25 protein-coding genes are annotated in these 24,983 nt (G+C 72.9%); 7 read left to right on the top strand and 18 right to left on the bottom strand.

All coding sequences use genetic code 11. From position 1 onward, the window contains the following. Position 1 precedes the first annotated feature (1 nt). The 4 genes from RNL97_RS25575 to RNL97_RS25560 all read right to left on the bottom strand — a co-directional run bounded on the left by RNL97_RS25575 (position 2) and on the right by RNL97_RS25560 (position 2,778). Positions 2-736, bottom strand: a complete 735-nt coding sequence (locus tag RNL97_RS25575; RefSeq protein ID WP_030581282.1) for an ABC transporter ATP-binding protein — start codon at positions 734-736, stop codon at positions 2-4. Positions 737-891: 155 nt separating this feature from the next. Then, a complete protein-coding gene (locus RNL97_RS25570) occupies positions 892-1,665 on the bottom strand; it encodes a DUF3710 domain-containing protein (protein WP_030581280.1) in 774 nt (257 codons plus the stop codon). A gap of 1 nt (position 1,666) precedes the next feature. Next, on the bottom strand, positions 1,667-2,197 hold the full coding sequence (gene dut, locus RNL97_RS25565; protein ID WP_030581279.1) for a dUTP diphosphatase: 531 nt from the start codon (positions 2,195-2,197) through the stop codon (positions 1,667-1,669). Then, positions 2,194-2,778, bottom strand: a complete 585-nt coding sequence (locus RNL97_RS25560) for a PaaI family thioesterase (RefSeq protein ID WP_029182603.1) — start codon at positions 2,776-2,778, stop codon at positions 2,194-2,196. The genes dut and RNL97_RS25560 overlap by 4 nt, the downstream gene beginning before the upstream one ends. Positions 2,779-2,836: 58 nt before the next feature. Between RNL97_RS25560 and RNL97_RS25555 the strand changes: the two genes are divergently transcribed. Then, entirely contained in the window at positions 2,837-3,295 is a 459-nt protein-coding gene (locus tag RNL97_RS25555; protein WP_030581276.1) for a DUF3093 domain-containing protein, read from the top strand. A gap of 28 nt (positions 3,296-3,323) precedes the next feature. Here the strand turns inward: RNL97_RS25555 and RNL97_RS25550 are convergent, their stop codons facing one another. The 4 genes from RNL97_RS25550 to RNL97_RS25535 form a co-directional block, all read right to left on the bottom strand. Continuing rightward, positions 3,324-4,286 carry a hypothetical protein gene (locus RNL97_RS25550; protein ID WP_243315430.1) on the bottom strand — a complete coding sequence of 321 codons (963 nt, stop codon included), beginning with the start codon at positions 4,284-4,286 and terminating at the stop codon, positions 3,324-3,326. 13 nt (positions 4,287-4,299) lie between these two features. Continuing rightward, on the bottom strand, positions 4,300-4,596 hold the full coding sequence (locus RNL97_RS25545; RefSeq protein ID WP_003965732.1) for a DUF4193 domain-containing protein: 297 nt from the start codon (positions 4,594-4,596) through the stop codon (positions 4,300-4,302). A gap of 403 nt (positions 4,597-4,999) precedes the next feature. Next, complete coding sequence (locus RNL97_RS25540) at positions 5,000-6,241, bottom strand: sensor histidine kinase (protein WP_030581272.1); 1,242 nt, start codon at positions 6,239-6,241, stop codon at positions 5,000-5,002. Positions 6,242-6,246: 5 nt separating this feature from the next. Continuing rightward, the gene (locus RNL97_RS25535) at positions 6,247-6,900 is read right to left on the bottom strand and encodes a response regulator transcription factor (RefSeq protein ID WP_006128158.1); all 654 of its coding nucleotides are present in this window, start codon (positions 6,898-6,900) and stop codon (positions 6,247-6,249) included. A gap of 382 nt (positions 6,901-7,282) precedes the next feature. On the opposite strand from RNL97_RS25535, the gene RNL97_RS25530 reads away from it, so the two are divergent. After that, positions 7,283-7,456 (top strand): hypothetical protein, encoded by a 174-nt coding sequence (locus RNL97_RS25530; RefSeq protein ID WP_199814181.1) that lies wholly within the window; start codon positions 7,283-7,285, stop codon positions 7,454-7,456. A 91-nt stretch (positions 7,457-7,547) separates the two neighbouring features. Here the strand turns inward: RNL97_RS25530 and RNL97_RS25525 are convergent, their stop codons facing one another. Both RNL97_RS25525 and RNL97_RS25520 read right to left on the bottom strand, forming a co-directional pair. Then, positions 7,548-8,348, bottom strand: coding sequence for an inositol monophosphatase family protein (locus RNL97_RS25525; RefSeq protein ID WP_030581270.1), 801 nt, complete (start codon positions 8,346-8,348; stop codon positions 7,548-7,550). A 57-nt stretch (positions 8,349-8,405) separates the two neighbouring features. Beyond that, on the bottom strand, positions 8,406-9,533 hold the full coding sequence (locus RNL97_RS25520; protein ID WP_313751236.1) for a ferrochelatase: 1,128 nt from the start codon (positions 9,531-9,533) through the stop codon (positions 8,406-8,408). A gap of 197 nt (positions 9,534-9,730) precedes the next feature. On the opposite strand from RNL97_RS25520, the gene RNL97_RS25515 reads away from it, so the two are divergent. Then, positions 9,731-10,978, top strand: a complete 1,248-nt coding sequence (locus RNL97_RS25515; RefSeq protein ID WP_030581266.1) for an MFS transporter — start codon at positions 9,731-9,733, stop codon at positions 10,976-10,978. Beyond that, positions 10,935-12,257 carry a D-arabinono-1,4-lactone oxidase gene (locus RNL97_RS25510; protein WP_313751235.1) on the top strand — a complete coding sequence of 441 codons (1,323 nt, stop codon included), beginning with the start codon at positions 10,935-10,937 and terminating at the stop codon, positions 12,255-12,257. Before RNL97_RS25515 ends, RNL97_RS25510 begins: the two co-directional genes overlap by 44 nt. Positions 12,258-12,347: 90 nt before the next feature. On the opposite strand, the gene RNL97_RS25505 is transcribed toward RNL97_RS25510, so the two are convergent. Continuing rightward, the gene (locus RNL97_RS25505) at positions 12,348-13,433 is read right to left on the bottom strand and encodes a hypothetical protein (RefSeq protein WP_374115165.1); all 1,086 of its coding nucleotides are present in this window, start codon (positions 13,431-13,433) and stop codon (positions 12,348-12,350) included. A gap of 490 nt (positions 13,434-13,923) precedes the next feature. On the opposite strand from RNL97_RS25505, the gene sepH reads away from it, so the two are divergent. Then, positions 13,924-15,021 carry a septation protein SepH gene (gene sepH / locus RNL97_RS25500; RefSeq protein WP_030581259.1) on the top strand — a complete coding sequence of 366 codons (1,098 nt, stop codon included), beginning with the start codon at positions 13,924-13,926 and terminating at the stop codon, positions 15,019-15,021. Positions 15,022-15,105: 84 nt separating this feature from the next. Here sepH and RNL97_RS25495 read toward each other — a convergent pair whose 3' ends face one another. Next, positions 15,106-15,936: a sulfurtransferase gene (locus RNL97_RS25495; protein ID WP_313751234.1), complete on the bottom strand. Its 831-nt coding sequence runs from the start codon at positions 15,934-15,936 to the stop codon at positions 15,106-15,108. Positions 15,937-16,171: 235 nt separating this feature from the next. Between RNL97_RS25495 and RNL97_RS25490 the strand changes: the two genes are divergently transcribed. Further along, positions 16,172-16,963, top strand: coding sequence for a VOC family protein (locus tag RNL97_RS25490; RefSeq protein WP_313751233.1), 792 nt, complete (start codon positions 16,172-16,174; stop codon positions 16,961-16,963). Positions 16,964-17,073: 110 nt separating this feature from the next. Here RNL97_RS25490 and RNL97_RS25485 read toward each other — a convergent pair whose 3' ends face one another. The 4 genes from RNL97_RS25485 to RNL97_RS25470 all read right to left on the bottom strand — a co-directional run bounded on the left by RNL97_RS25485 (position 17,074) and on the right by RNL97_RS25470 (position 22,728). Next, the gene (locus tag RNL97_RS25485; RefSeq protein WP_030581251.1) at positions 17,074-17,724 is read right to left on the bottom strand and encodes a thymidine kinase; all 651 of its coding nucleotides are present in this window, start codon (positions 17,722-17,724) and stop codon (positions 17,074-17,076) included. 44 nt (positions 17,725-17,768) lie between these two features. Further along, positions 17,769-18,956, bottom strand: a complete 1,188-nt coding sequence (locus RNL97_RS25480; RefSeq protein ID WP_030581248.1) for an alkaline phosphatase family protein — start codon at positions 18,954-18,956, stop codon at positions 17,769-17,771. Continuing rightward, positions 18,956-19,552 (bottom strand): DUF5998 family protein, encoded by a 597-nt coding sequence (locus tag RNL97_RS25475; protein WP_030581245.1) that lies wholly within the window; start codon positions 19,550-19,552, stop codon positions 18,956-18,958. Before RNL97_RS25475 ends, RNL97_RS25480 begins: the two co-directional genes overlap by 1 nt. Positions 19,553-19,617: 65 nt before the next feature. Next, positions 19,618-22,728 carry a bifunctional acetate--CoA ligase family protein/GNAT family N-acetyltransferase gene (locus tag RNL97_RS25470; protein WP_313751232.1) on the bottom strand — a complete coding sequence of 1,037 codons (3,111 nt, stop codon included), beginning with the start codon at positions 22,726-22,728 and terminating at the stop codon, positions 19,618-19,620. Positions 22,729-22,824: 96 nt separating this feature from the next. Between RNL97_RS25470 and RNL97_RS25465 the strand changes: the two genes are divergently transcribed. After that, the gene (locus tag RNL97_RS25465; RefSeq protein WP_007449776.1) at positions 22,825-23,106 is read left to right on the top strand and encodes an HPr family phosphocarrier protein; all 282 of its coding nucleotides are present in this window, start codon (positions 22,825-22,827) and stop codon (positions 23,104-23,106) included. A gap of 173 nt (positions 23,107-23,279) precedes the next feature. On the opposite strand, the gene RNL97_RS25460 is transcribed toward RNL97_RS25465, so the two are convergent. Both RNL97_RS25460 and RNL97_RS25455 read right to left on the bottom strand, forming a co-directional pair. After that, positions 23,280-23,987, bottom strand: coding sequence for a GntR family transcriptional regulator (locus tag RNL97_RS25460; protein ID WP_030581239.1), 708 nt, complete (start codon positions 23,985-23,987; stop codon positions 23,280-23,282). A 179-nt stretch (positions 23,988-24,166) separates the two neighbouring features. Next, positions 24,167-24,970, bottom strand: a complete 804-nt coding sequence (locus tag RNL97_RS25455; RefSeq protein ID WP_313751231.1) for a M23 family metallopeptidase — start codon at positions 24,968-24,970, stop codon at positions 24,167-24,169. Positions 24,971-24,983: the final 13 nt, after the last annotated feature.

The following is a 24,983-nucleotide window of genomic DNA, read 5'->3' as shown; positions in this document are numbered from 1 at the left end:
CTCAGGCCTGTTCGACGATATGGCCGTCGCTCAGCTCCAGGACCCGGTCGGCGAGGCCCAGCAGCTGGGGGTCGTGGGTGGCGACGAGGGCGGTGACGTTCTCGCTGCGGACGACCGCGCGGAGCAGTTCCATCACGGCGAGCCCGGTCTCGGCGTCGAGCTGTCCGGTGGGCTCGTCGGCGATCAGGAGGGCGGGGCGGTTGGCGAGGGCGCGGGCGATGGCGACCCGCTGCTGCTGGCCGCCGGAGAGCTCGCCGGGGCGCTGCTCGGCGTGGTCGGCGAGGCCGACGAGGGAGAGCAGGAGGGCGACCCGTTCGTCGCGCTCGGCCGGGTCGGCCTTGCGCAGCCGCAGCGGTACGCCGACGTTCTCGGCGGCGGTCAGGATCGGGATGAGGCCGAAGGACTGGAAGATGAAGCCGACCCGGTCCCGGCGCAGCTCCAGCAGGCCCTTCTCGCCGAGGCCCGCCAGTTCGGTGCCGTCGACGGCGATCCGGCCGCGGTCGGGGGTGTCCAGGCCGCCGACCAGGTTGAGCAGGGTGGTCTTGCCGGAGCCGGAGCGGCCCTTGAGGGCGACCAGCTCGCCGCGCGGGATCTCGAAGGAGACGCCGCGCAGGGCGTGGACGGCCGCCGCTCCGCTCCCGTACGAGCGGTGCAGGTCCTCGACCGTGACCATGGCGCTGCGGGCCGGATCCTCGACGAGGGCCGTGCCGGACTGCCCGCTGGTGCTCTCGGCCATGCTGCTCCCCCGTCGTACGTACGTCGCCCGCCAAGTATGTGTGTACGGCACACGGCCGGGCAATGGCCGGGGGCGGTACGTACGACGGCCGGTGGGCCGCACCCGGGAGGGGGTGCGGCCCACCGGCCGTCGCCGTGGCGTGACGAGAGGTGCCGCTAGCGGACCTCGGTGATCTCGGGGCCGCGCTGGAGCTGGCCCATGCCGCCGGAGAACCGGGAGCTCTCCTGGTCCTCCTGCTGCACGCCCTCGGGCACCATCTGGGCGTCGTCGGGGAGCTTGAGGACGATCGGGTCGCGGGGGGCCATCGGGCCCTCGCCGCGGACGACCACGGTGTCCCGGAAGATCGTCTCCAGCAGCCCCGCGGCCTCCGGCTGGACGGCGCCCTGGCCGGAGATCACTCCGCGCAGGAACCAGCGGGGACCGTCGACGCCGACGAAACGCACGAGCTGCACCCCGCCCGTGCCGTCCGGGAGCTGTACGGGCACCTGCGCGCGCAGCTCCCAGCCCAGCGGGCCCTCGACCTCGTCGATGATGCCGCCCTGCTGGGTGATGCCCGAGGCGATCTCGTCGCGGACCTCGCCCCAGATGCCCTCCTTCTTGGGGGCGGCGAAGGCCTGCAGCTGGATCGCGCTGTCGCGCAGCACCACGGTGGCGGCGACGATCGCGTCCCCGGCCACCTCGACGCGCAGTTCCATGCCCTCGACCCCGGGGACGAAGATGCCGCCCAGGTCGACCCGGCCCTCGCCGGGCTGGGAGACCTCGGAGCTGTCCCAGGGTCCGTCCGGCCGGGGGGCCGGCGGAAGATTCATCCGACGCGTGCCGGTGTCGGCCCCGTCGGATGCGCCTGACTCGTCGGCGACCTGCTCGGTCTCGCGCACCTCGTCCGCCGCGTCCTCGGCGGAACCACTCTTCTTGCGACGTCCGAACACGTCACTGTCCTTCCCGGTCGGATACGACCGAAGCGTAGCTGTTCCCACCGTGGGTGATCCCGCCCTCGGCGCCGTCCACCGACGCGTGGCCGCCGGTGGACCCGAAGCCCCCTTCGGCCCGCGCCGAGCCGGGAAGTTCCGCCACCTCGTGGAAGCGCACCTTCTCGACCTGCTGGACAACCAGTTGGGCAATCCGGTCGAACCGTTCGAATCTCACGCTCTCGCGTGGGTCGAGGTTGACCACGATCACCTTGATCTCCCCACGGTACCCGGCATCAACCGTCCCTGGGGCATTCACAAGGGCCACTCCGCAGCGGGCTGCGAGGCCGGAGCGCGGGTGCACGAACGCGGCGTACCCGTCGGGCAGGGCGATCGAGACCCCGGTGGGCAGCACCACGCGCTCGCCGGGGGCGAGTTCGGCGGCCTCGGTGGTCACCAGGTCGGCCCCGGCGTCGCCCGGGTGCCCGTACGCCGGAATCGGCACGTCCGGGTCGGTCAGGCGGATCAGTACGTCGACCGGAGTGCGGGTCACGGGTTCACCTCGAAGGCGCGGGCGCGCCGGACCTGATCGGGGTCGGACATGGCCGCCTGGATCTCGGCGGGCCTGCCGTTGTCGATGAAGTGGTCGACCTTGACCTCGATGAAGAGGGCGTCGGCCCGGACCGCGACGGGGCCTTCGGGGCCGCCGATCCTGCCGGTGGCGGTGGAGTAGATCTTCCGCCCGTGCACGGCGGTGATCCGGGCGTCGAGGTGCAGCACGGTGTCCACGGGGACGGGGCGGACGAAGTCGGTCTCCAGCCGTCCGGTCACCGCGATCGTGCGCAGCAGCCAGTTCAGCGAGCCGAGGGTCTCGTCCAGCGCCGTGGCGAGCACGCCGCCGTGCGCCAGGCCGGGGGCGCCCTGGTGGGCGGGCTGCACGGTGAACTCGGCGGTGACGCTCACGCCTTCACCGGCCCTCGCCATCAGGTGCAGTCCGTGAGGCTGTCCCCCGCCGCAGCCGAAGCAGTGTTCGTAGTGCGCCCCGAGGAGCTCGCCGGGGGCGGGCGCGTCGGGGTGCCGGACCGGCGCGACGGCGTCGGCCGGGGGCGTCAGAGCTGCTGATGTTCCACTCACAGGCGCAGACCTTACCCGCGCGGGGGTGTGCCGGTCGCGCCGTGCCAAGCTTGGTCCCATGCAGCCTTCCGCACCGCCCTTCGACGAACGTCTCACCGCGCCCCGCTCCTGGTGGTTCATCGCCTTCGGGGTCGGTGTCGCCTGTGCTCTGATGCTGCTGCCGCTGGGCACCCTGCCGATGCTCGCGGGGCTCGTCGGCGGGACGGCCGCGGCGGCCCTCGTGGTGAGCGGTTACGGCTCGGCCCGGATCCGGGTGGTGGCGGGGTCGCTCGTCGCCGGCGAAGCCCGGATTCCGCTGTCGGCGCTCGGCGAGCCCGAGGTGCTGGACGCGGAGGAGGCGCGGGCCTGGCGCACGCACAAGGCGGACGCCCGCGCGTTCATGCTGCTGCGCGGCTACGTGGAGACGGCGGTGCGGGTGGAGGTCACGGACCCCGAGGACCCGACTCCGTACGTCTATCTCTCCACCCGGGACCCGCGGGGCCTGGCGGCGGCACTGAGCGCCGTACCGACCGCCTGAGCCGTTCGCCGGGCCGGCCGAGGGCCTCTCAGGGGCCCTCGATCTCCTTGGGCAGCTCGGCAGGGTTCAGCGGCTGCTCCAGCGGCGGCAGCGCCGGCAGCCGGTCCCAGGGGATCTGGTCCTTGCGCAGGTCGTTCCTGACCCGGTCGCCGAGCTTGCGGGTGTCGCGGCGGTTCATCGTGGCGCCGACGGCGGCGCCGATCATGAACGGGATCAGGTTGGGCAGGTTGCGCGCCATGCGCTTCATGATCTGCTGGCGCAGCTCACGTTTCATCTGGCCGCCGAGGGCGGCGTTGAGCGTGGTGGGCCGGGTGACGTCGATGCCGCGCTCCTCCGTCCACGACGTCAGATACGCGGTGCTGCGCTGGCCGAGATTGCCCGGGGGGCGGCGGCCGTAGACCTCGTGGAGCTCGGCGACGAGCTTCATCTCGATCGCGGCGACGCCGGTGACCTCCGCCGCCAGCTCGGCGAGCATGGCGGGCGGTACGGGCATCATCGCGGCGGCCCCGATGCCGGCGCCGACGGTCGCGGTGCCCCGGCAGGCTCCCGTGACCAGTTTGTCGGCCAGTTCCTCGGGCCCGAGCCCGGGGAACTGCCTGCGCAGGGTGGCGAGATCGCGCACCGGCACGCGCGGAGCCGTGTCGATGATGCGGTCGGCCAGCTGCGCGGCCAGCGCTTTGGCACTCTCCCCGCTCTTGCGCACGCCCCGTTTCACCGCGTGCAGGCGGCCCCCTGCCTGGGGCTCCGCCCGGTCCTGCTGTTCCTGTTGCGCGGCCAGGTCCGGCAGTGCTGCCGACCCGGCCACTTCGAGCGAGGCCGAACGGCCTCGCTCGTCGTCGGAACCGCCGGAGTGATCCGGCGGGGCGGCGGACCGCTCGGCAGACGCGTGACCGCCTTCTGCCGGGCCTGTGCCGCCGGTACCGTCCTGCTGCGCCTGCTGGTCGTGCCGACGCCAGGGGCGCCGCTTCCGGAACGGTGTCTCGCCTGCCACGGCCGACCCGACCTCAGTCGCAGTCGCGGCAGATGGGCTGACCGTTCTTCTCGCGGGCCAGCTGGCTGCGGTGGTGCACCAGGAAGCAGCTCATGCAGGTGAACTCGTCCGCCTGCTTGGGCAGCACCCGGACGGCCAGCTCCTCGTTGGAGAGGTCCGCACCGGGCAGCTCCAGGCCCTCGGCAGCGTCGAACTCGTCGACGTCGACGGCGGAGGCCGTCTTGTCACTCCGACGCGCCTTGAGCTCTTCGAGGCTGTCCTGGTCCACGTCGTCGTCGGTCTTGCGTGGGGTGTCGTAATCCGTCGCCATGTCGCTCTCCCCCTCTTGGGTGTCTAGGTGTCTCAGCGCACGTAACGCGTGAGAGGCCGGACTTGTGCCCGACCTGAGGCGGAGATTTTGCCTCACATCAAGGTCTGTTACTCAATCGACACCCAACCGGCCGCCTCGACGAGGCTCGGCTTGGGTGGCGATGGGGACCGTACACGGTCCCGACTGTGCAGTTCACGGGTGCCACCCCGTGTACTTCCCGTGATAACGATCCCCGAAAACCCGGACGATTACCGGCTTTCCGGCAGACTCGCGATCACGGAGCGTGGACGGCCGGAAAATCGGCCCTGTGATCGATCACACACGACTCGCCCGGGAACGGGTCCTGAAAATTCCGCCCAAAGCGAACATGAAGATTCGGTGCGGAGTCACATCGTGCGGCCTCTCAGACCGGCAGAGTGACGCGCATCACGAGACCACCGCCCTCGCGGGGCTCCGCGATGATACGGCCTCCGTGGGCCCGCGCGACGGACCGCGCGATCGACAGGCCGAGCCCGACCCCCTTGTCGCTGCCCGTGCGCTCCGTACGCAGCCTCCTGAAGGGCTCGAAGAGGTTGTCGATCTCGTACGCCGGGACCACCGGGCCGGTGTTGGAGACGACGAGCAGGGCTTGCCCGTCCCGCACCTCGGTGGTGACCTCCACCCAGCCGTCCTCGGGCACGTTGTAGCGCACGGCGTTCTGCACGAGGTTCAGCGCGATCCGCTCCAGCAGGACCCCGTTGCCCTGCACCGTGGCCGATTCCCGCTCACCGCGGATCTCGACCTTCCTGGCCAGCGCCTCCGCCCGGGTCTGGTCGATGGCGCGCTCGGCGACCTCCGCCAGGTCCACCGGTTTGCGCTCGACGATCTGGTTGTCGCTGCGGGCCAGCAGCAGCAGGCCCTCGACCAGCTGCTCACTGCGCTCGTTGGTGGCCAGGAGTGTCTTGCCGAGCTGATGGAGCTCCGGCGGGGCCCCGGGATCGGAGAGATGGACCTCCAGCAGGGTGCGGTTGATCGCCAGCGGGGTGCGCAGCTCGTGCGAGGCGTTGCCGACGAACCGCTGCTGTGCGGTGAAGGCCCGCTCCAGCCGGTCCAGCATGTCGTCGAAGGTGTCCGCCAGCTCCTTCAGCTCGTCGTCCGGGCCGTCCAGCTCGATCCGCCGGCTGAGGTCCGTGCCGGCCACCCGGCGCGCGGTCCGGGTGATCCGGCCGAGCGGGGACAGGACGCGTCCGGCCATGGCGTAGCCGAAGGCGAAGGCCATCACGCTGAGGCCGACCAGGGCGAGGAGGGCCCGGTTGAGCAGGCTGTCCAGCGCCTGCTGCCGCTGGGCCGACGTACAGGCCTTGATGGCGTCGTTCAGCTGGTCGTTGTTGAGAGCGGCGCCGAGCTGCGGGCAGGTGTCGCTGGTGATCTGGACATTGGTCCCGGCGACCCGGAAGGCCACGCTTCCCGCGTCGTGGAGCGCCTGCGCGGCCAGCATGTAGATGATCGACAGCAGCACGATGCCCGCGATCAGGAACATCCCGCCGTACAGCAGGGTGAGCCGTATCCGGATGGTCGGGCGCAGCCAGGGGTACGGGGGGTCCGGCTGCTTGGGCTCCCAGGTGGGCTTCGGTGGCGCCGCGGGCGGCTCCGGTGTGGTGGCCATGGTCCTCAGATCCGGTATCCGGAGCCCGGCACGGTGACGATGACGGGCGGCTCGCCGAGCTTGCGGCGGAGCGTCATCACCGTGACCCGCACCACGTTGGTGAAGGGGTCGGTGTTCTCGTCCCAGGCCTTCTCCAGCAGCTGCTCCGCCGAGACGACCGCGCCCTCGCTGCGCATGAGCACCTCCAGCACCGCGAACTCCTTCGGGGCGAGCTGGATCTCCACCTCGTCGCGGAAGACCTCGCGCCGGTTCGGGTCGAGCTTGATGCCGGCGCGCTCCAGGACGGGCGGCAGCGCCACCGTCGTACGGCGGCCCAGCGCGCGCACCCGGGCGGTCAGCTCGCTGAAGGCGAAGGGCTTGGGCAGGTAGTCGTCGGCGCCCAGCTCCAGGCCCTCGACCCGGTCGCTGACGTCGCCGGAGGCGGTGAGCATGAGCACCCGGGTGGGCATGCCGAGTTCGACGATCTTGCGGCAGACGTCGTCCCCGTGCACCACCGGGAGGTCCCGGTCCAGCACGACGACGTCGTAGTCGTTGACCCCGATGCGCTCCAGGGCCGCGGCACCGTCGTAGACGACGTCGACGGCCATGGCCTCCCGGCGCAGTCCGGTGGCCACCGCATCGGCGAGCAGCTGCTCGTCCTCGACGACGAGTACGCGCACGGCGCAGTCCTTCCTTCGGTCCTTCGTCGGGTTCACAGAGCGAGCGGCCCACACGGGGCCGCTCGGACACGGGCAGCCGGGCCGACCGTGTACCTCCATCCTGCCCTCAACGCGCATAAACCGGCGGTAAGACGGCGGCGGGCCGGGCCTTCCGGCGGCCTTCCGCACGGAAACCGGCGGCTTTCCGGGGCAGTTGAGGTTTCTCTGAGCCGCGGCATGGGGAAGAGGGGTTCACACCCGCGATCACGCCTGTCCCGTGGCCTGCCACGGCCCGCCCCTTTTCCCCGGAGCGGCGGCGCGATCACCCGCTCCTCCGGCTTCCCCGGCCGGGGGTATCCCGGGCACACCCCCGTGCCACCGACCCACGATGAGGGGGCGCATCATGGACGCTTTCACCGCAGGTCTGCTGCAACGCATCAAGACGACCGAGTCCGACCTCACGCGGGCGCGCGAGGACGGCGACGACTTCCTCGCGGATGTCGAGCAGGGCGAGCTGGACGATCTGCACCGTCTCGCCGCCGAGCACGGCGTGGAGATCGGCGCCGCCAGCGTCTGAGCCGTACGCCACAGAGCCCCGGATGCTGTCCAGGCATCCGGGGCCCTGTGCTGTGCCGGCGGGCCCTCAGGGCCCCACCAGGGGCTTCGGGTCAGTCGTGCCAGGCACCCAGCTCGTCGAGTGCGGCCTGCAGCGGCTCGAAGACGCCGGGGGTCGCGGCCACCGTCAGGTCGCCGTCGGCGGGCAGCCCCGGGCGGCCGCCGGTCAGCGCGCCCGCCTCCCGGGCGATGAGGTCGCCCGCGGCCAGGTCCCAGGGGTGCAGCCCGCGCTCGTAGTAGCCGTCGAGACGGCCCGCCGCCACATCGCAGAGGTCGACCGCGGCCGAACCGCTGCGCCGGATGTCGCGGAGCCTGGGGATCAGTCGCCGGGCGACGTCCGCCTGGTGGGCGCGGACGTGGGCGACGTAGTTGAAGCCGGTCGAGACGAGGGCCTGGTCCAGCGGCGCGGTGGGTCGGCAGCGCAGCGCTTCGCCGTTCGCGAACGCACCGCCGCCGAGCACTGCCTGGTACGTCTCACGGCGCATCGGGGCCTCGACGACGCCCACGACCCGCTCGCCGTCGCGCTCGGCGGCGATGGAGACGGCCCACGTCGGCAGGCCGTACAGGTAGTTCACCGTCCCGTCGAGCGGGTCGATGACCCAGCGGATGCCGGTGGAGCCCGGGGAGCTGGCGCCCTCCTCGCCGAGGAAGCCGTCGTCGGGCCGGAAGTCGGTGAGGTAGCCGGTGATCAGCTTCTCGGCGGCGATGTCCATCTCGGTGACCACGTCGATGGGACTGGACTTGGTCGCGGCCACCCCCAGGTCGGCGGGGCGGCCGTCGCGCAGCAGGGCGCCGGCGCGGCGGGCGGCTTCGAGAGCGAGGTCGAGCAGATCGGACAGGGCGGGGTCGGTCACGGTGCTCCCAGGTGATCGGTGCGCACGGTCGGGTGGTCGTACGAGCGGTCGTACGGGCTACACGTACGGGCTGTCGGCGCCCGCGGCGGCGGGCTTCGGGGCCCTGGCGGGACAGCAGCCGACCGGACAGAGGTCGTGGGAGGGCCCCAGCGACCCCAGTGCGCAGCGCTGGACCGCCCGGCCGCGCTCGCTCGCCGCACGCTCCAGGACCAGGTCCCTTACGGCTGCGGCGAAGCGCGGGTCGTCGCCCACCGTGGCGGAGCGGCGGACCGGCAGGCCGAGCTCGGCGGCCTTGGCGGTGGCCTCGGTGTCGAGGTCGTACAGCACCTCCATGTGGTCCGAGACGAAGCCGATGGGCGCCATCACGACCGCGGGGACGCCCTCGCCGTGCAGGGTCTCCAGGTGGTCGCAGATGTCGGGTTCCAGCCACGGGATCTGCGGGGCGCCGCTGCGGGACTGGTAGACGAGCTGCCAGGGGTGCTCGACACCCGTCTCGGCGCGCACCGCCTCGATGACCAGCCGCGCCACGTCGAGGTGCTCGGCCACGTACGCGCCGCCCTCGCCGTGCGCCTCCACCGGGCCGGAGGCGTCGGCGGCGGAGGTCGGGATGGAGTGGGTGGTGAACGCGATGTGAGCGCCCGCGCGGACGTCCTCGGGGAGGTCGGCGAGCGCGGCGAGGACGCCGTCGGCCACGGGCTCGACGAACCCGGGGTGGTTGAAGTAGTGGCGCAGCTTGTCGACCCGGGGCGGCTCAAGACCCTCGGCCTCCAGCGCGGCCAGGGACTCGGCGAGGTTCTCGCGGTACTGACGGCACCCCGAGTAGGAGGCGTAGGCGCTGGTGGCGAGGACGGCGATGCGACGGTGTCCGGCGGTGGTCATCTCGCGCAGGACATCGGTCAGATACGGGGCCCAGTTGCGGTTGCCCCAGTAGACCGGGAGGTCCAGGCCGTGGTCGGCGAAGTCCTTGCGCAGCGCGTCGAGCAGGGCGCGGTTCTGCGCGTTGATCGGGCTGACCCCGCCGAACAGGAAGTAGTGCCGGCCGACCTCCTTGAGGCGTTCCTCGGGGATGCCGCGGCCGCGGGTCACGTTCGCCAGGAACGGGACCACGTCGTCCGGGCCCTCGGGGCCGCCGAAGGAGAGCAGCAGCAGGGCGTCGTAGGGAGCGGGATCGCGCAGATCGGACATGCCCTCGATCCTGCCACCCCTCTCCGACGGGGCGGCAACCGACATCCGGCGGTCCGTCGGTAAAGCGTGGAACGGCCGGTGGGGAACCCGCCGGAACCGCTCCCGGGTCCGCCCCGGAATCCGGTGTCCGGGACGCCCGGCCGCCCGTAAGCTGTATGGGCCAGCTATACGCCTGACAGGCACCACCGGAGTCCCCCTTGCCCAGCCCCTACCGCGCCATCTTCTCCGCCCCCGGTACCAAGGGGTTCTCCGCCGCAGGCTTCCTCGGCCGGATGCCGCTGTCCATGATGGGCATCGGCGTCGTCACGATGATCTCCCAGCTCACCGGCCGCTACGGACTGGCCGGGGCGCTGTCGGCCACCCTGGCGATGTCGGCCGCGGTCTGCGGCCCCCAGGTCTCCCGGCTGGTCGACCGCTACGGGCAGCGCCGGGTGCTGCGCCCGGTCACGCTGGTCGCCGTGGCGGCGGTGGCGGGTCTGCTCGTCTGCGCCCAGCAGGGGGCGCCGGAGTGGACGCTGTTCGTCTTCTCGGGGGGCGCGGGTTGTGTGCCGAGCGTGGGGTCGATGGTCCGGTCCCGCTGGGCGGAGATCTACCGGGGCTCCGGCCGGGATCTGCACACCGCGTACTCGTGGGAGTCGATCGTCGACGAGGTGTGCTTCATCTTCGGCCCGATCATCTCCATCGGCCTCTCCACCGCGTGGTTCCCGGAGGCCGGACCTCTGATCGCCGCCGCCTTCCTGCTGGTCGGCGTCTTCTGGCTGACCGCGCAGCGCGCGACCGAGCCGATGCCGCACCCGAAGTCGCAGCACACCGGGGGCTCGGCGCTGCGTTCGCGGGGGCTCCAGGTCCTGGTGGCCACCTTCGTGGCGACCGGCGCGATCTTCGGGGGCGTGGACGTGGTGACCGTGGCCTTCGCCGAGGAGCGCGGCCACAAGGCCGCGGCCTCCCTGGTGCTGGCCGTCTACGCGCTCGGCTCGTGTCTCGCGGGGGCCGTGTTCGGACTGCTGCACCTGAAGGGGAACCCCGCGACCAGGTGGCTGGTGGGTGTCTGCGCGATGGCCGTGAGTATGATCCCCCTCCTACTGGCCGGGAACCTTCCGTTGCTGGCCGTGGCGCTCTTTGTCGCGGGCCTCGCCATCGCACCGACGATGGTCACCACCATGGCCCTCGTCGAAGCGCACGTACCGCGCACCAAGCTGACCGAGGGCATGACCTGGACCAGTACCGGGCTCGCGGTCGGAGTGGCGCTCGGCTCCTCGGCCGCCGGCTGGGTGGTCGACGCCGCCGGGGCGAAGGCGGGGTACGCGGTGCCCGTCGTGGCGGGAGCGCTCGCGGCTGCGGTGGCGTTCCTGGGATATCGCCGGCTGGCCGGGCCGGCTGCGACGGGAGGGCGCGGGGAAGATGACCGACACCTACGCACGGACGACGACGAGCGCGTGGCGTAACTGGGCGGGCACCGTCACCGCGCGGCCCGCCCGCACCGAGTCACCCGCGTCCGTGAGCGAGCTCGCGGACGTGCTGCGCCGGGCGCACACGGACGGCCTGAAGGTGAAGCCGGTCGGCTCGGGCCACTCCTTCACGGCGGTGGCCGCCACCGACGGAGTGCTGATACGCCCCGACCTGCTCACCGGGATCCGGGACATCGACCGTGAGGCGATGACCGTGACGGTGGAGGCGGGCACCCCGCTCAAGCGGCTCAACACCGCACTCGCCCGCGAGGGCCTGTCGCTCACGAACATGGGCGACATCATGGAGCAGACGATCGCCGGGGCGACCTCCACCGGGACACACGGCACGGGCCGCGAGTCGGCCTCCATATCCGCGCAGATCCGGGCACTGGAGCTGGTCACCGCCGACGGCACGGTCCTGGTGTGCTCCGCCGAGGAGAACCCGGAGATCTTCGCCGCGGCCCGGGTCGGGATTGGCGCCCTCGGGGTGATCACCGCGGTCACCCTCGCCGTGGAGCCGATCTTCCTGCTGACGGCCCGCGAGGAGCCGATGGGCTTCGACCGGGTCACCGCGGACTTCGACCAGCTCGTGGCCGAGAACGAGCACTTCGAGTTCTACTGGTTCCCGCATACCGGGAACTGCAACACCAAGCGCAACAACCGCAGCGCCGGTCCGGCCGCCCCGCCCGGCCGGGTGAGCAGCTGGATCGACGACGAGCTGCTGTCCAACGGGGTCTTCCAGGTGGCCTGTTCGCTCGGTCGCGCGGTCCCGGCGACGATCCCCTCGATCGCCAGGCTCTCCAGCCGGGCGCTGTCGGCGCGTACGTACACCGACATCCCGTACAAGGTGTTCACCAGCCCGCGCCGGGTGCGGTTCGTGGAGATGGAGTACGCCGTTCCGCGCGAGCAGGCGGTGACGGTGCTGCGGGAGCTGAAGGCCATGCTCGAGCGGTCACCGCTGAAGATCAGCTTCCCGGTCGAGGTGCGCACCGCTCCGGCCGACGACATGGCCCTGTCGACCGCGTCCGGCCGGGACAGCGCGTACATCGCCGTGCACCTCTACAAGGGCACGCCGCACCGCTCGTACTTCACCGCGGTCGAGCGGATCATGACGGCGCACGCCGGCCGGCCGCACTGGGGCAAGATCCACACCCGGGACGCGGCCTACCTGGCGGAGGTCTACCCGCGCTTCGGTGAATTCACCGCGCTGCGCGACCGGCTGGACCCGGACCGCCTGTTCGGCAACGACTATCTGCGGCGCGTGCTCGGCGACTGAGTCCGGGCCGCCTCCGGTACGGCGTCGGCCCCGGCCCCCTCTCGCCGGCGAGGGGAGGCCGGGGCCGAAGTGATTCCGCCGGTACGTCGGTCACTCGGCGTCGGCGCCCGCACCGGGCGGGGCCTGCTCGCCCTGCCCGGGGGCGATGCCCGTGCCGGTCGAGGGTTCGCCGGCGCCGGTGTCGCCGGGATTCGACGGAGTCGGCTGCGTCGGCTCGGGCGTGGGCTCACCGGCGGATCCGGAGGGCGTCGGGGTGGGGGTGGGCCCGGTGGTCGGGTTCTCAGCGCCCGGGCTCCTGCCCGGGTCCGGGCTCGTGCCGCTGCCGTCGCCGCCGTCCGTGGCGGGGCCGGACCCGGTGCCGTCGCCCGGGGTCGGAGTCCGCTCGTCCGCTCCCCCGTCCTTGCCGGTGTCCCCGGACGGGGCGGGGTCCGCCGGCCCCGGGCCCCGGTCGCCGCCGCCGCGCACCACGGAGGTGAGGGTGGTGCCCTGGCCGCCGCTGAGGTCGTTGCCCGAGATCAGCTCGAACGCGGTGATCCCGGCCATCGAGACCGCGAAGACCGCGGCGGCCGCGAGCGCGGGGCGCTTCCAGCCGCGCAGCCGGGTGCCGTGGGTGACGCCCGCGCCGAACGCGTCGTCGGGGGCGGCGGTCCGGTGCGCTCCGGCCTGCGGGGGCGCCTGCGTACGGTCGTGGGCGCGCGGGAGCATCTGCGTACGGTCGCCGTCGGCTCCGGGGCCTGCGGCCGGCGGAACGCGGAGCATCCGGGTCCGCTCGTCGTCGCCGAGACGCAGCAACTGCGTCCGGTCCGTGTCGGGCGTCCTCAGCACCTGCGTGCTCTCCGCGTCCGGGACCACCTCCGGGACCGTGCCCGGGCCGACCGTGGGCAGCACCGTGGTGGCGTCGCCCGCCGACTGCGGCCCCGGCGGCTCCGGCTCCGCCCGTTCCGCGGCGGCTCTGCGCCCGGCGGGCGTCGTCTCCTTGGTGTGCACGGTCACCTGACGGCCCTCCGGGTGGGTCACCTGGACCGTCACCTCGCGGATCTGCTCGCCGGTGCGGCGGAAGAAGTGCTGGAAGACCGAGCCGCCGCAGGTGGCGACGACGCTCATCACGCCCGCGCCGGCGATCGTGCCGTACACGCCCAACTGCGAGGCCAGCACGGCTGCCGCGACGGCCGCCACGGCGCTCCCGGCGACCTGCGGGAGACTCAGATCTATGCGCCTTTCCTTGGGTTCTGCGTCACTTTCCGGCTTCTGAACCATTACCAGCCCCTGCTTGACATCTCTCCCACCATGCAACAGGAAGGGACAAATGAGCGAAGTGGATAGTTCCGTTTCCGGTGATTGTGTGAAGCACGACACGCATCAGGGGCATTTCGCGGAGAACTGGGTACCTCAACTCCCGCACCGCGCGAGAACTTCGGCGGCGCGCCGGTCCACCCCGGTGGCCCGAATGGAGTACTGTGACGAGCCCTGGGGCGGACTCCGACGTGGGAATCCGCAGCTGACGGAGGGGGCCGACGGCGGCACCCTAGGTGGGCGAACCAGGGCGAGCGCCCGACACGCCGGGCAATTTGGCAAGGTTGTGGCAGGCTGCACCCGGGCAGGTCACACTCGACTAGCGGAAGCAGCGACGCACGTGACGTCGGCAGGCACCACCCGGGAGGTCCCCATGCCCGAACTGCGTGTCGTGGCCGTCTCCAACGACGGCACACGACTGGTGCTCAAGGCTGCGGACAGCACGGAGTACACGCTTCCGATCGATGAGCGGCTGCGCGCCGCCGTGCGCAACGACCGCGCCCGGCTCGGCCAGATCGAGATCGAGGTGGAGAGCCACCTCCGACCCCGCGACATCCAGGCCCGCATACGGGCCGGTGCCTCCGCGGAGGAGGTCGCCCAGTTCGCGGGCATCCCCGTCGACCGTGTACGCCGTTTCGAGGGCCCCGTGCTCGCGGAGCGCGCCTTCATGGCCGAGCGGGCCCGGAAGACTCCTGTGCGCCGTCCCGGCGAGAACACCGGCCCCCAGCTCGGCGAGGCGGTGCAGGAACGTCTCCTGCTGCGCGGCGCCGACAAGGAAACCGTCCAGTGGGACTCGTGGCGCCGTGACGACGGCACCTGGGAAGTCCTGCTCGTCTACCGGGTCGCGGGCGAACCGCACTCGGCGAGCTGGACGTACGATCCACCGAGGCGGCTGGTCCAGGCGCTGGACGACGAGGCGCGCTCGCTGATCGGCGAGACCGACGAGGTCGCCGCGCCGGAGCCCAGCTTCCCGTTCGTGCCCCGGATCGCCCGGCTGCCGCGCGACCGGCCGCTGGACCGGAGCCTCGACCGGCAGACCGACCGCGAGCGCCCGCTCGACCGGGCCCTGGACCGCCAGATCGAGCGGCCCGCGCCGGTCGCGGAGCCCGAGGAGTACGTGAGCAGCGCGTCGGCCGGTGAGCGTGACTCGCTGACCAGCCTGCTGGAGGCGGTGCCGAGCTTCCGGGGCGACATGGTCGTGCCCGAGCGGCCCGCGCAGCCCGAGCCTCCCGCGCTGGAACCGGCGGAGGAGGCGGAGGCGGACGAGCCGCCGGCAGCCGCCGCTTCGGCCGGTGCGGGGTCCGCGTACGCGGATGTGCTGATGCCCCGGGCGGTGGCCGGTCATCGCGACCGGCTCACCGGGACGACGGACCGTCAGGCGGAGGCGGACGGGGTCCGGCCGGGCCGCCGGGCCGCCGTGCCGAGCTGGGACGAGATCGTCTTCGGCACCCGGCGCAAGAAGCAGGACTGACCGGGGATGACCACCGGTGGGGGCGGGGGCCGTACGCGATGGCGTACGGCCCCCGCTCCTTCGCCGTGGTCCGGCGCCGCGGGACTACTGGGGCTCGGGCCCCGTGGCGACCGGCCGGGAGGGGTCCGAGGACCACTCGGACCAGGAGCCCGGGTACAGGACACCGGTGAAGCCGGCGATCTCCAGGGCCAGCACCTCGTGCGCGCCGGAGACCCCGGATCCGCAGTAGACGCCCACGCCTTCGGTGCTGCCCTCCGCGCCCAGCCCGGCGAACCGTGCGGCCAACTGCTCGGCCGGGAGGTAGCGCCCGTCCGCGTCGACGTTGTGCGTGGTCGGTGCGGAGACGGCCCCGGGGATATGGCCGCCGACGCGGTCGATCGGCTCCACATCGCCCCGGTAGCGCTCGGGCGCCCGCGCGTCCAGCAGCAGACCCGACCGGGCGAAGGCCGCCGCACTTTCCGCGTCCAGGGTGGGCAGGGCCCCCGGCTTCGGCCGGAAATCGCCCTCGGCGGGGTGCGGGACCTCCGTGGTGACGTCACCGGTCCAGGCGGCGAGCCCGCCGTCGAGGACCCGTACGTTCCGGTGCCCGGTCCAGCGCAGCAGCCACCAGGCGCGGGCAGCGGCCCAGCCCTGCCCGCCGTCGTACACCACGACGGGGGTGTCCTGGCCGACGCCCGCCCGGCGCATCACGGAGCCGAAGGCCTCCGGGTCCGGGAGGGGGTGGCGGCCGCCCTCGCCCGCCGGCCCGGCCAGCTCCTCGTCGAGGTCGACGAAGACCGCGCCGGGCAGATGGCCGGCCTCGTAGTCGGGGCGGCCGTTCGGACCGCCGAGCTGCCAGCGGACGTCCAGGAGCACCGGGGGCCGGGACCCGGCCGACTCGCTCGCGCATTCGGATGCGGTGATGATGGGCTTCATGGGTGCCATCCTCGCGCAGCGGGGCCGGCACCCGTAACAGCGTCGGACGGGACGGCCGGCGGAAACCCGGCCCTCCTTCGTCGAGAACCCGGCCGACGCGGCGCGGCCGGTGCGCCTCCCGCGCCGGGGGGTGCAAGCATCTGCACGGGGCACGCGGACCGCGTCCTGACCCGGGACGGCGCCGCTGTCCCGTTCCCCCGCACGGCCACCACAACGGTCGAGGAGAGAGAAGACGATGACCGAGGCCCCCGCCCGGCGCACGCCCGGAACACCTTGCTGGGTGAGTCTGATCGTGCACGGCCTGACCGCTACCCAGGAGTTCTACGGAGCCCTGTTCGACTGGGAGTTCCGGCCGGGCCCCGAACAGCTGGGCCCCTACGTCCGCGGGCTGCTGCACGGCGAGGAGGTCGCGGGCATCGGCCAGCTGCCGCCCGACCGGCATCTCCCCATCGCCTGGACCACCTACCTCGCCACCGACGACGCCGACGCCACCGCGGAGGCCATCCGCTCCTGCGGCGGGACGGTCGCGGTCGGCCCGCTGGATGCGGGGGACGCCGGGCGGCTGGCGATCGCCTCCGACCCGAGCGGGGCGGTCTTCGGCATCTGGCAGGGCCTGCGCCACATCGGCACGAGGACGGCGGGCTCACCCGGGACGCCCGTCTGGAACGAGCTGGTGACGCGGGAGACCTCGATGGTCGCGAAGTTCTACCAGACGGTTTTCGGCTACGAGGCTGAGGCGGTGCTCTCCGCCGACTTCGACTACCAGACGCTGCACCTGGACAACGTGGCGGTGGCGGCCCTGCACGGGGTGGGCCATGCTCTGCCGCGCGACCGGGGGCCGCACTGGATGACGTATTTCGAGGTCGCCGACACCGATCGGGCCGCGGCCCGGGTGGTGGAGCTGGGCGGGCGCGTGCTGCAGCCGCCGCGCGAGGGGTCGAGCGGCAGGCTGGCGACGGTCGCGGACCCGGAGGGGGCCGTGTTCACGATCATCAGGACCACCGGCGGCTCCACCGGGAGCCCTTAGGCGCGCGTGCCCCGAGGGCGGCTCATCGGCGACGTCCTGTGCCACGACCTCCGGCCCGGTCTTCGCCGGCAGCGGCGCCGGCGCACCCCCTCCGTCGCGGCCCGCGCGCCTCAGTCCGACGACACCGGCAGGACGTCGGGCGAGAGCGCTCCGGCGCGTGCGGAACCGCTCGTCATGCGGCGGCAGTGGTGGCGGCGGCACAGCACCTCGTAACCGACCTCGCCGGCTTGCCGGTTGACGTCGCCGACGACGACCTGGGCGCCCGCGACGACCATCTCGCCGTCCACCGTCCGGGCGTTGTGCGTGGCGCGGGCCCCGCACCAGCAGAGCGCCTCGACCTGGAGGGCCTCTATGCGGTCGGCCAGTTCGATCAGCCGTTGGGAGCCCGGGAACAGCTTGGTGCGGAAGTCCGTGGTGATGCCGAAGGCGAAGACGTCGAGCTTCAGATCGTCGACCACACGGGCCAGTTGGTCGATCTGGTCCGGGGCGAGGAACTGCGCCTCGTCCACGATCACGTAGTCGACCCGGCCGCCCCGGCTGACGCGGTCCACGATGTGCGCGTACAGGTCCATGCCCTCCTCGGCCTCGACGGCGTCGGTCACCAGGCCGAGCCGGGAGGAGAGCTTGCCCTCCCCCGCGCGGTCGTCCCGGGTGAAGATCACGCCCTGGAGGCCGCGGGCCGAGCGGTTGTGACCGATCTGCAGGGCCAGCGTGCTCTTTCCGCAGTCCATGGTTCCGGAGAAGAACACCAGCTCGGGCATGAGAGGTCGAGCACCTTTCGGAGGAGGCCGTGGGGCAGGAGGGGCTACGAGCGTACTTCGAGGAGCGGGACGAGCTGCTCCACGGGGGTCAGGGAGCCGTGCACGCCCGCCATCGCCGACTCGTGCGGCTCGTTGACGGAGGCCGTGATGATCACGTCGTCGTGGGCGGCGGCGACCACGTCGCCGATCCGTCCGTACACCCGCTCGTCGATCGTCGGGCCGAACCAGCCGGCAGCCACGGCCTCGTCCCGGCTCGCGATCCAGAACTGCTCGCCGAGGACCTCGCGCCAGACGGCCAGGACATCGGCCTGGGCTCCGGGGACCGCGTAGACGTGGCGGGCGCGGCCCTCGCCGCCGAGGAGGGCGACGCCCGCGCTCAGCTCCCAGTCCTCGTCGAAGTCGATCCGGGACTGCTCGTCGAACGGGATGTCGATCATGCCGTGGTCGGCGGTGATGTAGAGCGCGGAACGCGGCGGGAGCTGCTCGGCGAGGCGGCGGGCGAGTCCGTCGACGTACATCAGCTGGCCGCGCCAGGCGTCGGAGTCGGTGCCGAAGCGGTGGCCCTTGCCGTCGACCTCGCTGTAGTACGTGTAGACGAGCGAGCGGTCGCCCGCGGCCAGGCGCTGGGCGGCGACGTCCATCCGGTCCTCGCCGGAGAGCCGGCCGAGGAAGGAGCCGCCGCTGAGCGCGATCTTGGTGAGGGGGGTCTGCTCGAACATCGGCGCGGAGACCTGCGCGGTGTGGACGCCTGCCGCGTCGGCGAGCTGGAAGACCGTGGGATACGGCTGCCAGGCTTTCGGCTCGGTCCACGGCTTCCAGCGGAGCTGGTTCATCAGCTCGCCGGTCTCCGGGTTGCGCGCGGTGTAGCCGGGCAGGCCGTGCTCGCCGGGCGGCAGCCCCGTACCGACGGAGGCGAGCGAGGTCGCGGTGGTGGAGGGGAAGCCGGCGGTGAGCGGGCGGCCGGTGGAACCGCGCGAGGTGGGGAGCAGGGAGTGCAGGAACGGGGCTTCGTCCGGGTGGGCCTTGATCTGCTCCCAGCCGAGGCCGTCGATCAGGAAGACGCAGTTGCGGTCGGCCGGGGTCAGCTCGGGGATCGCGGCGGTGAAGCCCGGCACCTCCAGTCCGGCGGCGAGCGTCGGCAGCAGGTCCGCGAGCGAACCGCTGCCGTACTCGGGCACGGGCGCGGTGCCGAGGTCCAGCGGCACGGGGTCCTGCCAGGCGGGCTGGGCCATCAGCGGCCACTCGCCGCGGTGGCGGCCGTGGCCTCGGAGAGCGCTTGGGCGAAGACGAGGGTCTGGCGCACGGCGTCGGGGCCGTCACCGGCCTCGCTGACCCGCAGGCTCAGGTCGTCGGCGGTGGAGCTGCCGGTGTAGCCGTGGTCGGCCTCGCAGTTGGAGTCGCCGCAGGCGGCGGGCTCCAGGTCGATCCGGGAGACCGCGCCCCAGCCGATGGTCAGGACGACCTCGCGGGGCAGGGTGCCCGGGACGTACTTCTCCGGGTTGGCCACCACCCGGCTGACGACGACGGAGGAGATCCGCTCCAGCTTCACCGACTCGGTGGAGGTGGTGGCGTACGGCGTCGGGGAGCTGGTGTCGGCGGCCTGCTCGTCGGTGTGGCTGACGATGAACCGGTGCTCGGTCAGGACGAGGACGGTCACATGACGGCGCACCTCGTTGGAGTCGAACGTGGTCTCCTGGTGGACCAGGTACGAAGCGACCGGCTCCCCGCCGACGGCGGCCTCCACCGCCTCGGCCACGAGGGCCGGGTAGTAGCCGCTGCGCTCGATCGCCGCGCGCAGCCCCTTGGTCGTCGTACCGGTCTTTGCCATGAGCACCATCCTACGGCGGGCCGGTGACTGCCGGGGACGCCCCGGGGGCCACCGGCCGGTGGGTCTCAGTAGTTCGGAAGGCGGCGGGGGCCGACGTCGCTCCGGGCGGGCGGCGGGGCGAGCCGGACGCTCGCGCCGAGCACGGTGAGTCCCTGCGGGGCGACGACGACGGGTTCGAGGGCGACGGAGACCACCTCCGGGTGGTCGTCGACCAGCCGGGAGAGCCGCAGCAGCAGCTCTTCGAGCGCGGCCGTGTCGACCGGGGTCGAGCCGCGCCAGCCGAACAGCACCGGGGCCGCCCTGATGGACCGGATCAGCTCGGCGGCGTCCCGGTCGGTGGCGGGGACCAGCCGGTGCGCGGTGTCGCCGAGCAGTTCGGAGGGCGCTCCCGCGAGGCCGAAGGAGAGGATCGCCCCGGCGGCCGCGTCGATGGAGGCCCGCACGACGGTGTCCACGCCGCGCGGGGCCATCGCCTGGACGACGGGAAGCAGTTCGGCGGGCTTGCCGAGGAGGTCGGTCAGCTCTCCGTACGCCCGGCGCAGCGCCTCCTCGTCGGCCACGTCGAGGCGGACCCCGCCGAGGTCGGCGCGGTGGCGCAGGTGGGGCGCGGTGGTCTTGAGGGCCACCGGGTAGCCGAGCCGGGCCGCCGCGGCGACGGCCGCCTCGGGGTCGGGGGCGGGCAGGGCGGGGCGTACGTCGATGCCGTAGCGGCCGAGCAGCTCGCGGGCCTCGTCGTGGGTGAGCGGGCGCCCGCGCGGGTCGGGGGCGGTGGCGAGCTGTGCCTCGATCAGGGCGGCGGCCCCGGCCTCGTCGATGGTGTCGTCGAGGAACTCGGGGATCTTGCCGGGCACGGCGGCCTGGCGCCGCCACTGGGCGTACTTCACGGCCTCGGCGAGGGCGCGTACGGCGCGTTCGGCGGCGGGGTAGGCGGGGATACGGCCGGGGCGGGCGGGGGCTTCGGGGTCGGCCGTTGCGGGGGTCGAAGTTCGGGGGACGGGAGTACCGGAGGTCGTTGTTCCGGGGGCAAGGGTTACGGAGGTCGACGTTCCGGGGGCAGGCGTCGAGGTCGCTGTTCCGGGGGCAGGCCTCGCGGAGGCCGACGTTCCGGAAGCGGCCGGAGCGGGCGGCGTTGCGGGGGCGGCCGGCGTTCCCGGGGCGGTGGGCCCTGTCCGGGCGGCCGTCGTTGCCGGGGTGGTGGTCCCGGTGCGGTCCGTGGTCGCTTCCGGGGCGGTGGCCGCCGCCCGGTCCGGGCCCGCTTCCGGGGACGCGGTCCGCGGCGCCGCGGTCCGGGGGCGGGGGGCCGCCGTGCTGCTCGCGGCGGCCAGCGCCTCGGCGAGGCCGCCGATCTCGACGTGGACGACGGCCACCGGCTTGGCCGACCCCCCGGCCACCGCCTTGGTCAGGGCCTCGGCCAGCACCTGTCCGTCACCGGTCTCGGCCTCCCCGTTCTCCCCCACCCACGGGATGGCGGTGACGATCACGGCGTCGCAGGTCCCGTCCGCGAGCGCCTCGGCCAGCGCGTCGCGGAAGTCCTGCGGGGAGGCGGCGGTGGTGAGGTCGATCGGCGGGCGCGGGCGCAGCCCCTCGGCGAGGCAGGCGTCGTACGTCAGCAGACCGAGGGACTCGGAGTTGCCGAGGATGGCGACCCGGGGGCCGACCGGGAGGGGCTGGCCCGCCAGCAGGAGACCGGCGTCGACCATCTCGGTCACGGTGTCGACCCGGATGACACCGGCCTGCCGCATCAGCGCGGAGACCGTCGTGTCGGGGATGCGGCTGACCGGGACGGCGTGGCCGGGCGGGTTGGTGCCGCTGTGCCGGGCGCCCTTCACCACGACGACGGGCTTCACGGCGGCGGTGCGGCGGGCGAGGCGGGTGAACTTGCGGGGGTTGCCGAGCGATTCGAGGTAGAGCAGCGCGACGTCGGTGTCCGGATCCTCGAAGGAGTACTGGAGGAAGTCGTTGCCGGAGACGTCGGCCCGGTTGCCCGCCGAGATGAACGAGGACAGGCCCGCGCCACGCCGGTGGAGGCCGGAGAGCAGGGCGATACCGATCGCGCCGGACTGGGTGAACAGGCCGATCCGGCCGCGGGCGGGCGACTCGGGGGCGAGGGAGGCGTTCAGCCGGACGGTCTCGGCGGTGTTGATGATGCCGAAGGCGTTCGGGCCGATGATCCGCATGCCGTACGAGCGGGCCTGCCGGACCAGTTCGCGCTGGAGCTCGCGGCCCTCGGCGCCCCGCTCGGCGTAACCGGCGGAGAGGACGACCAGGCCCTGGACGCCGTGCTCACCGCAGTCGGCGACGGCCTCGGGGACCCGGTGGGCGGGGACGGCGATGACGGCGAGGTCGACCTGCTCGTCGATCTCGCCGAGCGAGCGGTGGGCGGGGACCCCGTCGAGGGTGGCGAGGCCCTCGTCGAAGGCGCGGTTCACGGCGTAGGTGCGGCCGGTGTAGCCGGCGGCGAGGAGGTTGCGCAGGACCGTGCGGCCCACGCCGCCGGGGGTGCGGCCGGTGCCGATGACCGCGACGGAGCCGGGGGCCAGGAGGCGCTGTACCGAGCGGGCCTCGGCGCGCTGTTCGCGGCCGCGCTGGACGGCGAGGGACTTCTCGGTGGGTTCGAGGTCGAGGGTGAGGTGGACGGAGCCGTCCTCGAAGCTGCGGCGCTGGGTGTACCCGGCGTCCCGGAACACCTTGATCATTTTGTTGTTGGCGGGGAGCACCTCGGCGGCGAAGCGGCGGATGCCGCGCTCACGGGCGACCGCGGCGATGTGTTCGAGCAGCGCCGATGCGACTCCGCGGCCCTGGTGGGCGTCCTGGACGAGGAAGGCGACCTCGGCCTCGTCGGCGGGGGCGGAGGCGGGGCGGCCCCGGTCGTCGATGCGGTCGTAGCGGACGGTCCCGATGAACTCGCCGCCGATCGTGACCGCCAGTCCCACCCGGTCGACGTAGTCGTGATGGGTGAAGCGGTGCACGTCCCGGTCGGATAGGCGGGGATACGGGGCGAAGAAGCGGTAGTACTTCGATTCGTCGGACACCTGCTCGTAGAAGCTGACCAGTCGCTCGGCGTCGTCCGTGGTGATCGGCCTGATGCGCGCGGTACCCCCGTCACGGAGCACCACGTCCGCTTCCCAGTGGTCGGGGTACGCGTGATGCGGACTCTGTTCCGGCGTGGGCTCCATGGCCAAAGCCTACGGCCGGACGGGAGGCCGGGCACAGCACCGCGCACTGCATGAGAGACTGGTCTAGACAACCATTGATATGTGAAGGGCAGAACCATGGCTGAGCGCCGCGTAAACGTCGGTTGGGCCGAGGGCCTGCACGCCCGCCCCGCTTCCATCTTCGTCCGTGCCGCCACGGCCTCCGGCGTCCCCGTGACGATCGCCAAGGCCGACGGCAACCCGGTGAACGCCGCCTCCATGCTGGCCGTGCTCGGTCTGGGCGCGCAGGGCGGCGAGGAGATCGTGCTCGCGTCCGACGCGGACGACGCCGAGGCCGCTCTGGACCGGCTGGCGAAGCTGGTCGCCGAGGGCCTGGAAGAGCTTCCGGAGACCGTCTGACCCCTCCGACTCCGGTCCGTCCGGATTCGACCCGCGCGAGAGCCGTGACCCGGTGAAGGGATCACGGCTCTTTCGTTTCCGCGAAGGATTCGGGAAAGATCCGCACCTCGCCAATGCGGGCAGCGTGAAATGGTGCCCCGGAATTACTTCCCTCTTTGTATACGGTGTTTCTGTTAATGCCGGACGCCCGCAGTGTTTACGCCGTGTTGCGAACTTCTCACCGGGGGGACGGGGGCGGTGCGACGCCCCGGGAGATCCGGGCGGCGGAGCCGGTGCTCGGCGGTGGAGCGTTCCGCGTGCTGGGCGGTGAGCGCCCTCGCCCGTTCCGCGTCGCCGCGCGCCACCGCGTCCACGATCGCGCCGCGCTCGGCCCAGGAGTCGACCGGACGGGCCGGCTGCTCGACCGCGTACATCCAGGCGATCTTGTGCCGGAGCTGGGTGAGCAGCGCGATGAGCCCGGGGCTGCCTGAGGCCTGCGCGAGGGTCTCGTGGAACCAGCCGCCCAGCGAGCGCAAGTCCTCGCCCTCGCCCCGGCGGGCCCGTTCCTGGCCCAGTCTGACCAGACCGCGAAGCACCTTCAGGTGGGCTTCGGTGCGGCGCTGGGCGGCGCGGGCCGCGCCCAGCGGCTCCAGGAGCATCCGCACCTCCAGAAGGTCGGCGGCCTCCTGGACGGTGGGCTCGGCCACGCAGGCGCCGGCGTGTCTGCGGGTGACCACGAACCCCTCGGACTCCAGGGTGCGCAGCGCCTCGCGGACCGGGACGCGGGAGACCCCGTAGCGGCGTGCCAGCAACTCCTCGGTGAGGCGGCTGCCACGCTCGTAGACACCGGAGACGATGTCGTCACGGATTGCCGTGCATACCGAATGCGCGGGAATGCGCATATCCGAACCTCCGCCTTGATCCCCGCGAAACGCGGCCGCCCGACGTCTGTTCCGTGACTCTATGACAATCCGGCGGAATTTCCGATGGCAGGCCGGAATCCAGGGATATCTTCACGCGGGAATTACCGAAGGCCCCGGCGGGTGCCGGGGCCTTCGGACGGTGGGTCGCGCGCGGCGGGTCAGACGTTCAGACCGTGGGAGCGCAGGTAGGCGACGGGGTCCATGTCGGAGCCGTAGTCGGGGGTGGTGCGGGCCTCGAAGTGCAGGTGCGGGCCGGTGGAGTTGCCGGTGGAGCCGGAGAGGCCGATCTGCTGGCCGGAGGAGACGCTCTGGCCGACGGAGACGCCGATCGACGAGAGGTGGCCGTACTGGGTGTAGGTGCCGTCCGCCATCCGGAGCACGATGTTGTTGCCGTACGCGCCGCCCCAGCCGGCCTCGACGACCGTGCCGGCGCCGACCGCGACGACGGAACTGCCGGAGGCGGCCTGGAAGTCCACGCCGGAGTGGCTGCCGGAGGACCAGAGGGAGCCGCCGGTGTTGTAGCCGGTGGTGACGTGGGAGCCGGCGACCGGGAGGTGGAAGGCGTTCAGCCGGGCGCGCTCGGCGGCGCGGGCGGCACGGGCCTCCTCCTCGCGGACCTCCTCGGCACGGGCCTCGGCCTCGGCCTTCGCCTTGGCCTTGGCGGCCTTCTCGCGGGCCTCGGCGGCTGCCTTGGCCTTCGCCTTCGCGACCGCGTCGGCCTGCCGCTCCTGGGCGCGGGCCTGAGCGTCGATCTGCTCGGCGAGGGTGGCGTCGACGGAGAGGGCCTGGGCGAGGCCGGTGTCGGCGACCTTGGCGGCCTCGGTGTCAGCGGCGAGCGCCGGGGAGGACAGCGAGCCGAGGACTCCGGTGGTGGCCAGGGCCGCGATGCCGGCGGCCTGGGCGCTGCGACGCGTGAGGCGGCTCGGGGCACGGTGCTTCCCGGTGGCACGGGTGAACGCCATGGAGGGGCTGGTT

Source organism: Streptomyces parvus (assembly GCF_032121415.1).
In the GTDB taxonomy this organism is placed as follows: Bacteria; Actinomycetota; Actinomycetes; order Streptomycetales; family Streptomycetaceae; genus Streptomyces; species Streptomyces globisporus_A.
The sequence above is the reverse complement of the archived record's forward strand: the minus strand, read 5'-3'. Positions and strand labels throughout refer to the sequence as shown.

Coding starts and splice junctions, on each gene's coding strand:
- RNL97_RS25495 (WP_313751234.1), bottom strand. CDS start 15,936: ATGAAGCCCATCATCACCGCATCCGAATGCGCGAGCGAGTCGGCCGGG.
- RNL97_RS25485 (WP_030581251.1), bottom strand. CDS start 17,724: ATGCCCGAGCTGGTGTTCTTCTCCGGAACCATGGACTGCGGAAAGAGC.
- RNL97_RS25520 (WP_313751236.1), bottom strand. CDS start 9,533: ATGTCCGATCTGCGCGATCCCGCTCCCTACGACGCCCTGCTGCTGCTC.
- RNL97_RS25475 (WP_030581245.1), bottom strand. CDS start 19,552: ATGGCAAAGACCGGTACGACGACCAAGGGGCTGCGCGCGGCGATCGAG.
- RNL97_RS25555 (WP_030581276.1), top strand. CDS start 2,837: ATGCAGCCTTCCGCACCGCCCTTCGACGAACGTCTCACCGCGCCCCGC.
- RNL97_RS25575 (WP_030581282.1), bottom strand. CDS start 736: ATGGCCGAGAGCACCAGCGGGCAGTCCGGCACGGCCCTCGTCGAGGAT.
- RNL97_RS25455 (WP_313751231.1), bottom strand. CDS start 24,970: ATGGCGTTCACCCGTGCCACCGGGAAGCACCGTGCCCCGAGCCGCCTC.
- RNL97_RS25510 (WP_313751235.1), top strand. CDS start 10,935: ATGACCGACACCTACGCACGGACGACGACGAGCGCGTGGCGTAACTGG.
- RNL97_RS25480 (WP_030581248.1), bottom strand. CDS start 18,956: ATGGCCCAGCCCGCCTGGCAGGACCCCGTGCCGCTGGACCTCGGCACC.
- RNL97_RS25460 (WP_030581239.1), bottom strand. CDS start 23,987: ATGCGCATTCCCGCGCATTCGGTATGCACGGCAATCCGTGACGACATC.
- RNL97_RS25470 (WP_313751232.1), bottom strand. CDS start 22,728: ATGGAGCCCACGCCGGAACAGAGTCCGCATCACGCGTACCCCGACCAC.
- sepH (WP_030581259.1), top strand. CDS start 13,924: ATGCCCGAACTGCGTGTCGTGGCCGTCTCCAACGACGGCACACGACTG.
- RNL97_RS25545 (WP_003965732.1), bottom strand. CDS start 4,596: ATGGCGACGGATTACGACACCCCACGCAAGACCGACGACGACGTGGAC.
- RNL97_RS25540 (WP_030581272.1), bottom strand. CDS start 6,241: ATGGCCACCACACCGGAGCCGCCCGCGGCGCCACCGAAGCCCACCTGG.
- RNL97_RS25465 (WP_007449776.1), top strand. CDS start 22,825: ATGGCTGAGCGCCGCGTAAACGTCGGTTGGGCCGAGGGCCTGCACGCC.
- RNL97_RS25490 (WP_313751233.1), top strand. CDS start 16,172: ATGACCGAGGCCCCCGCCCGGCGCACGCCCGGAACACCTTGCTGGGTG.
- RNL97_RS25530 (WP_199814181.1), top strand. CDS start 7,283: ATGGACGCTTTCACCGCAGGTCTGCTGCAACGCATCAAGACGACCGAG.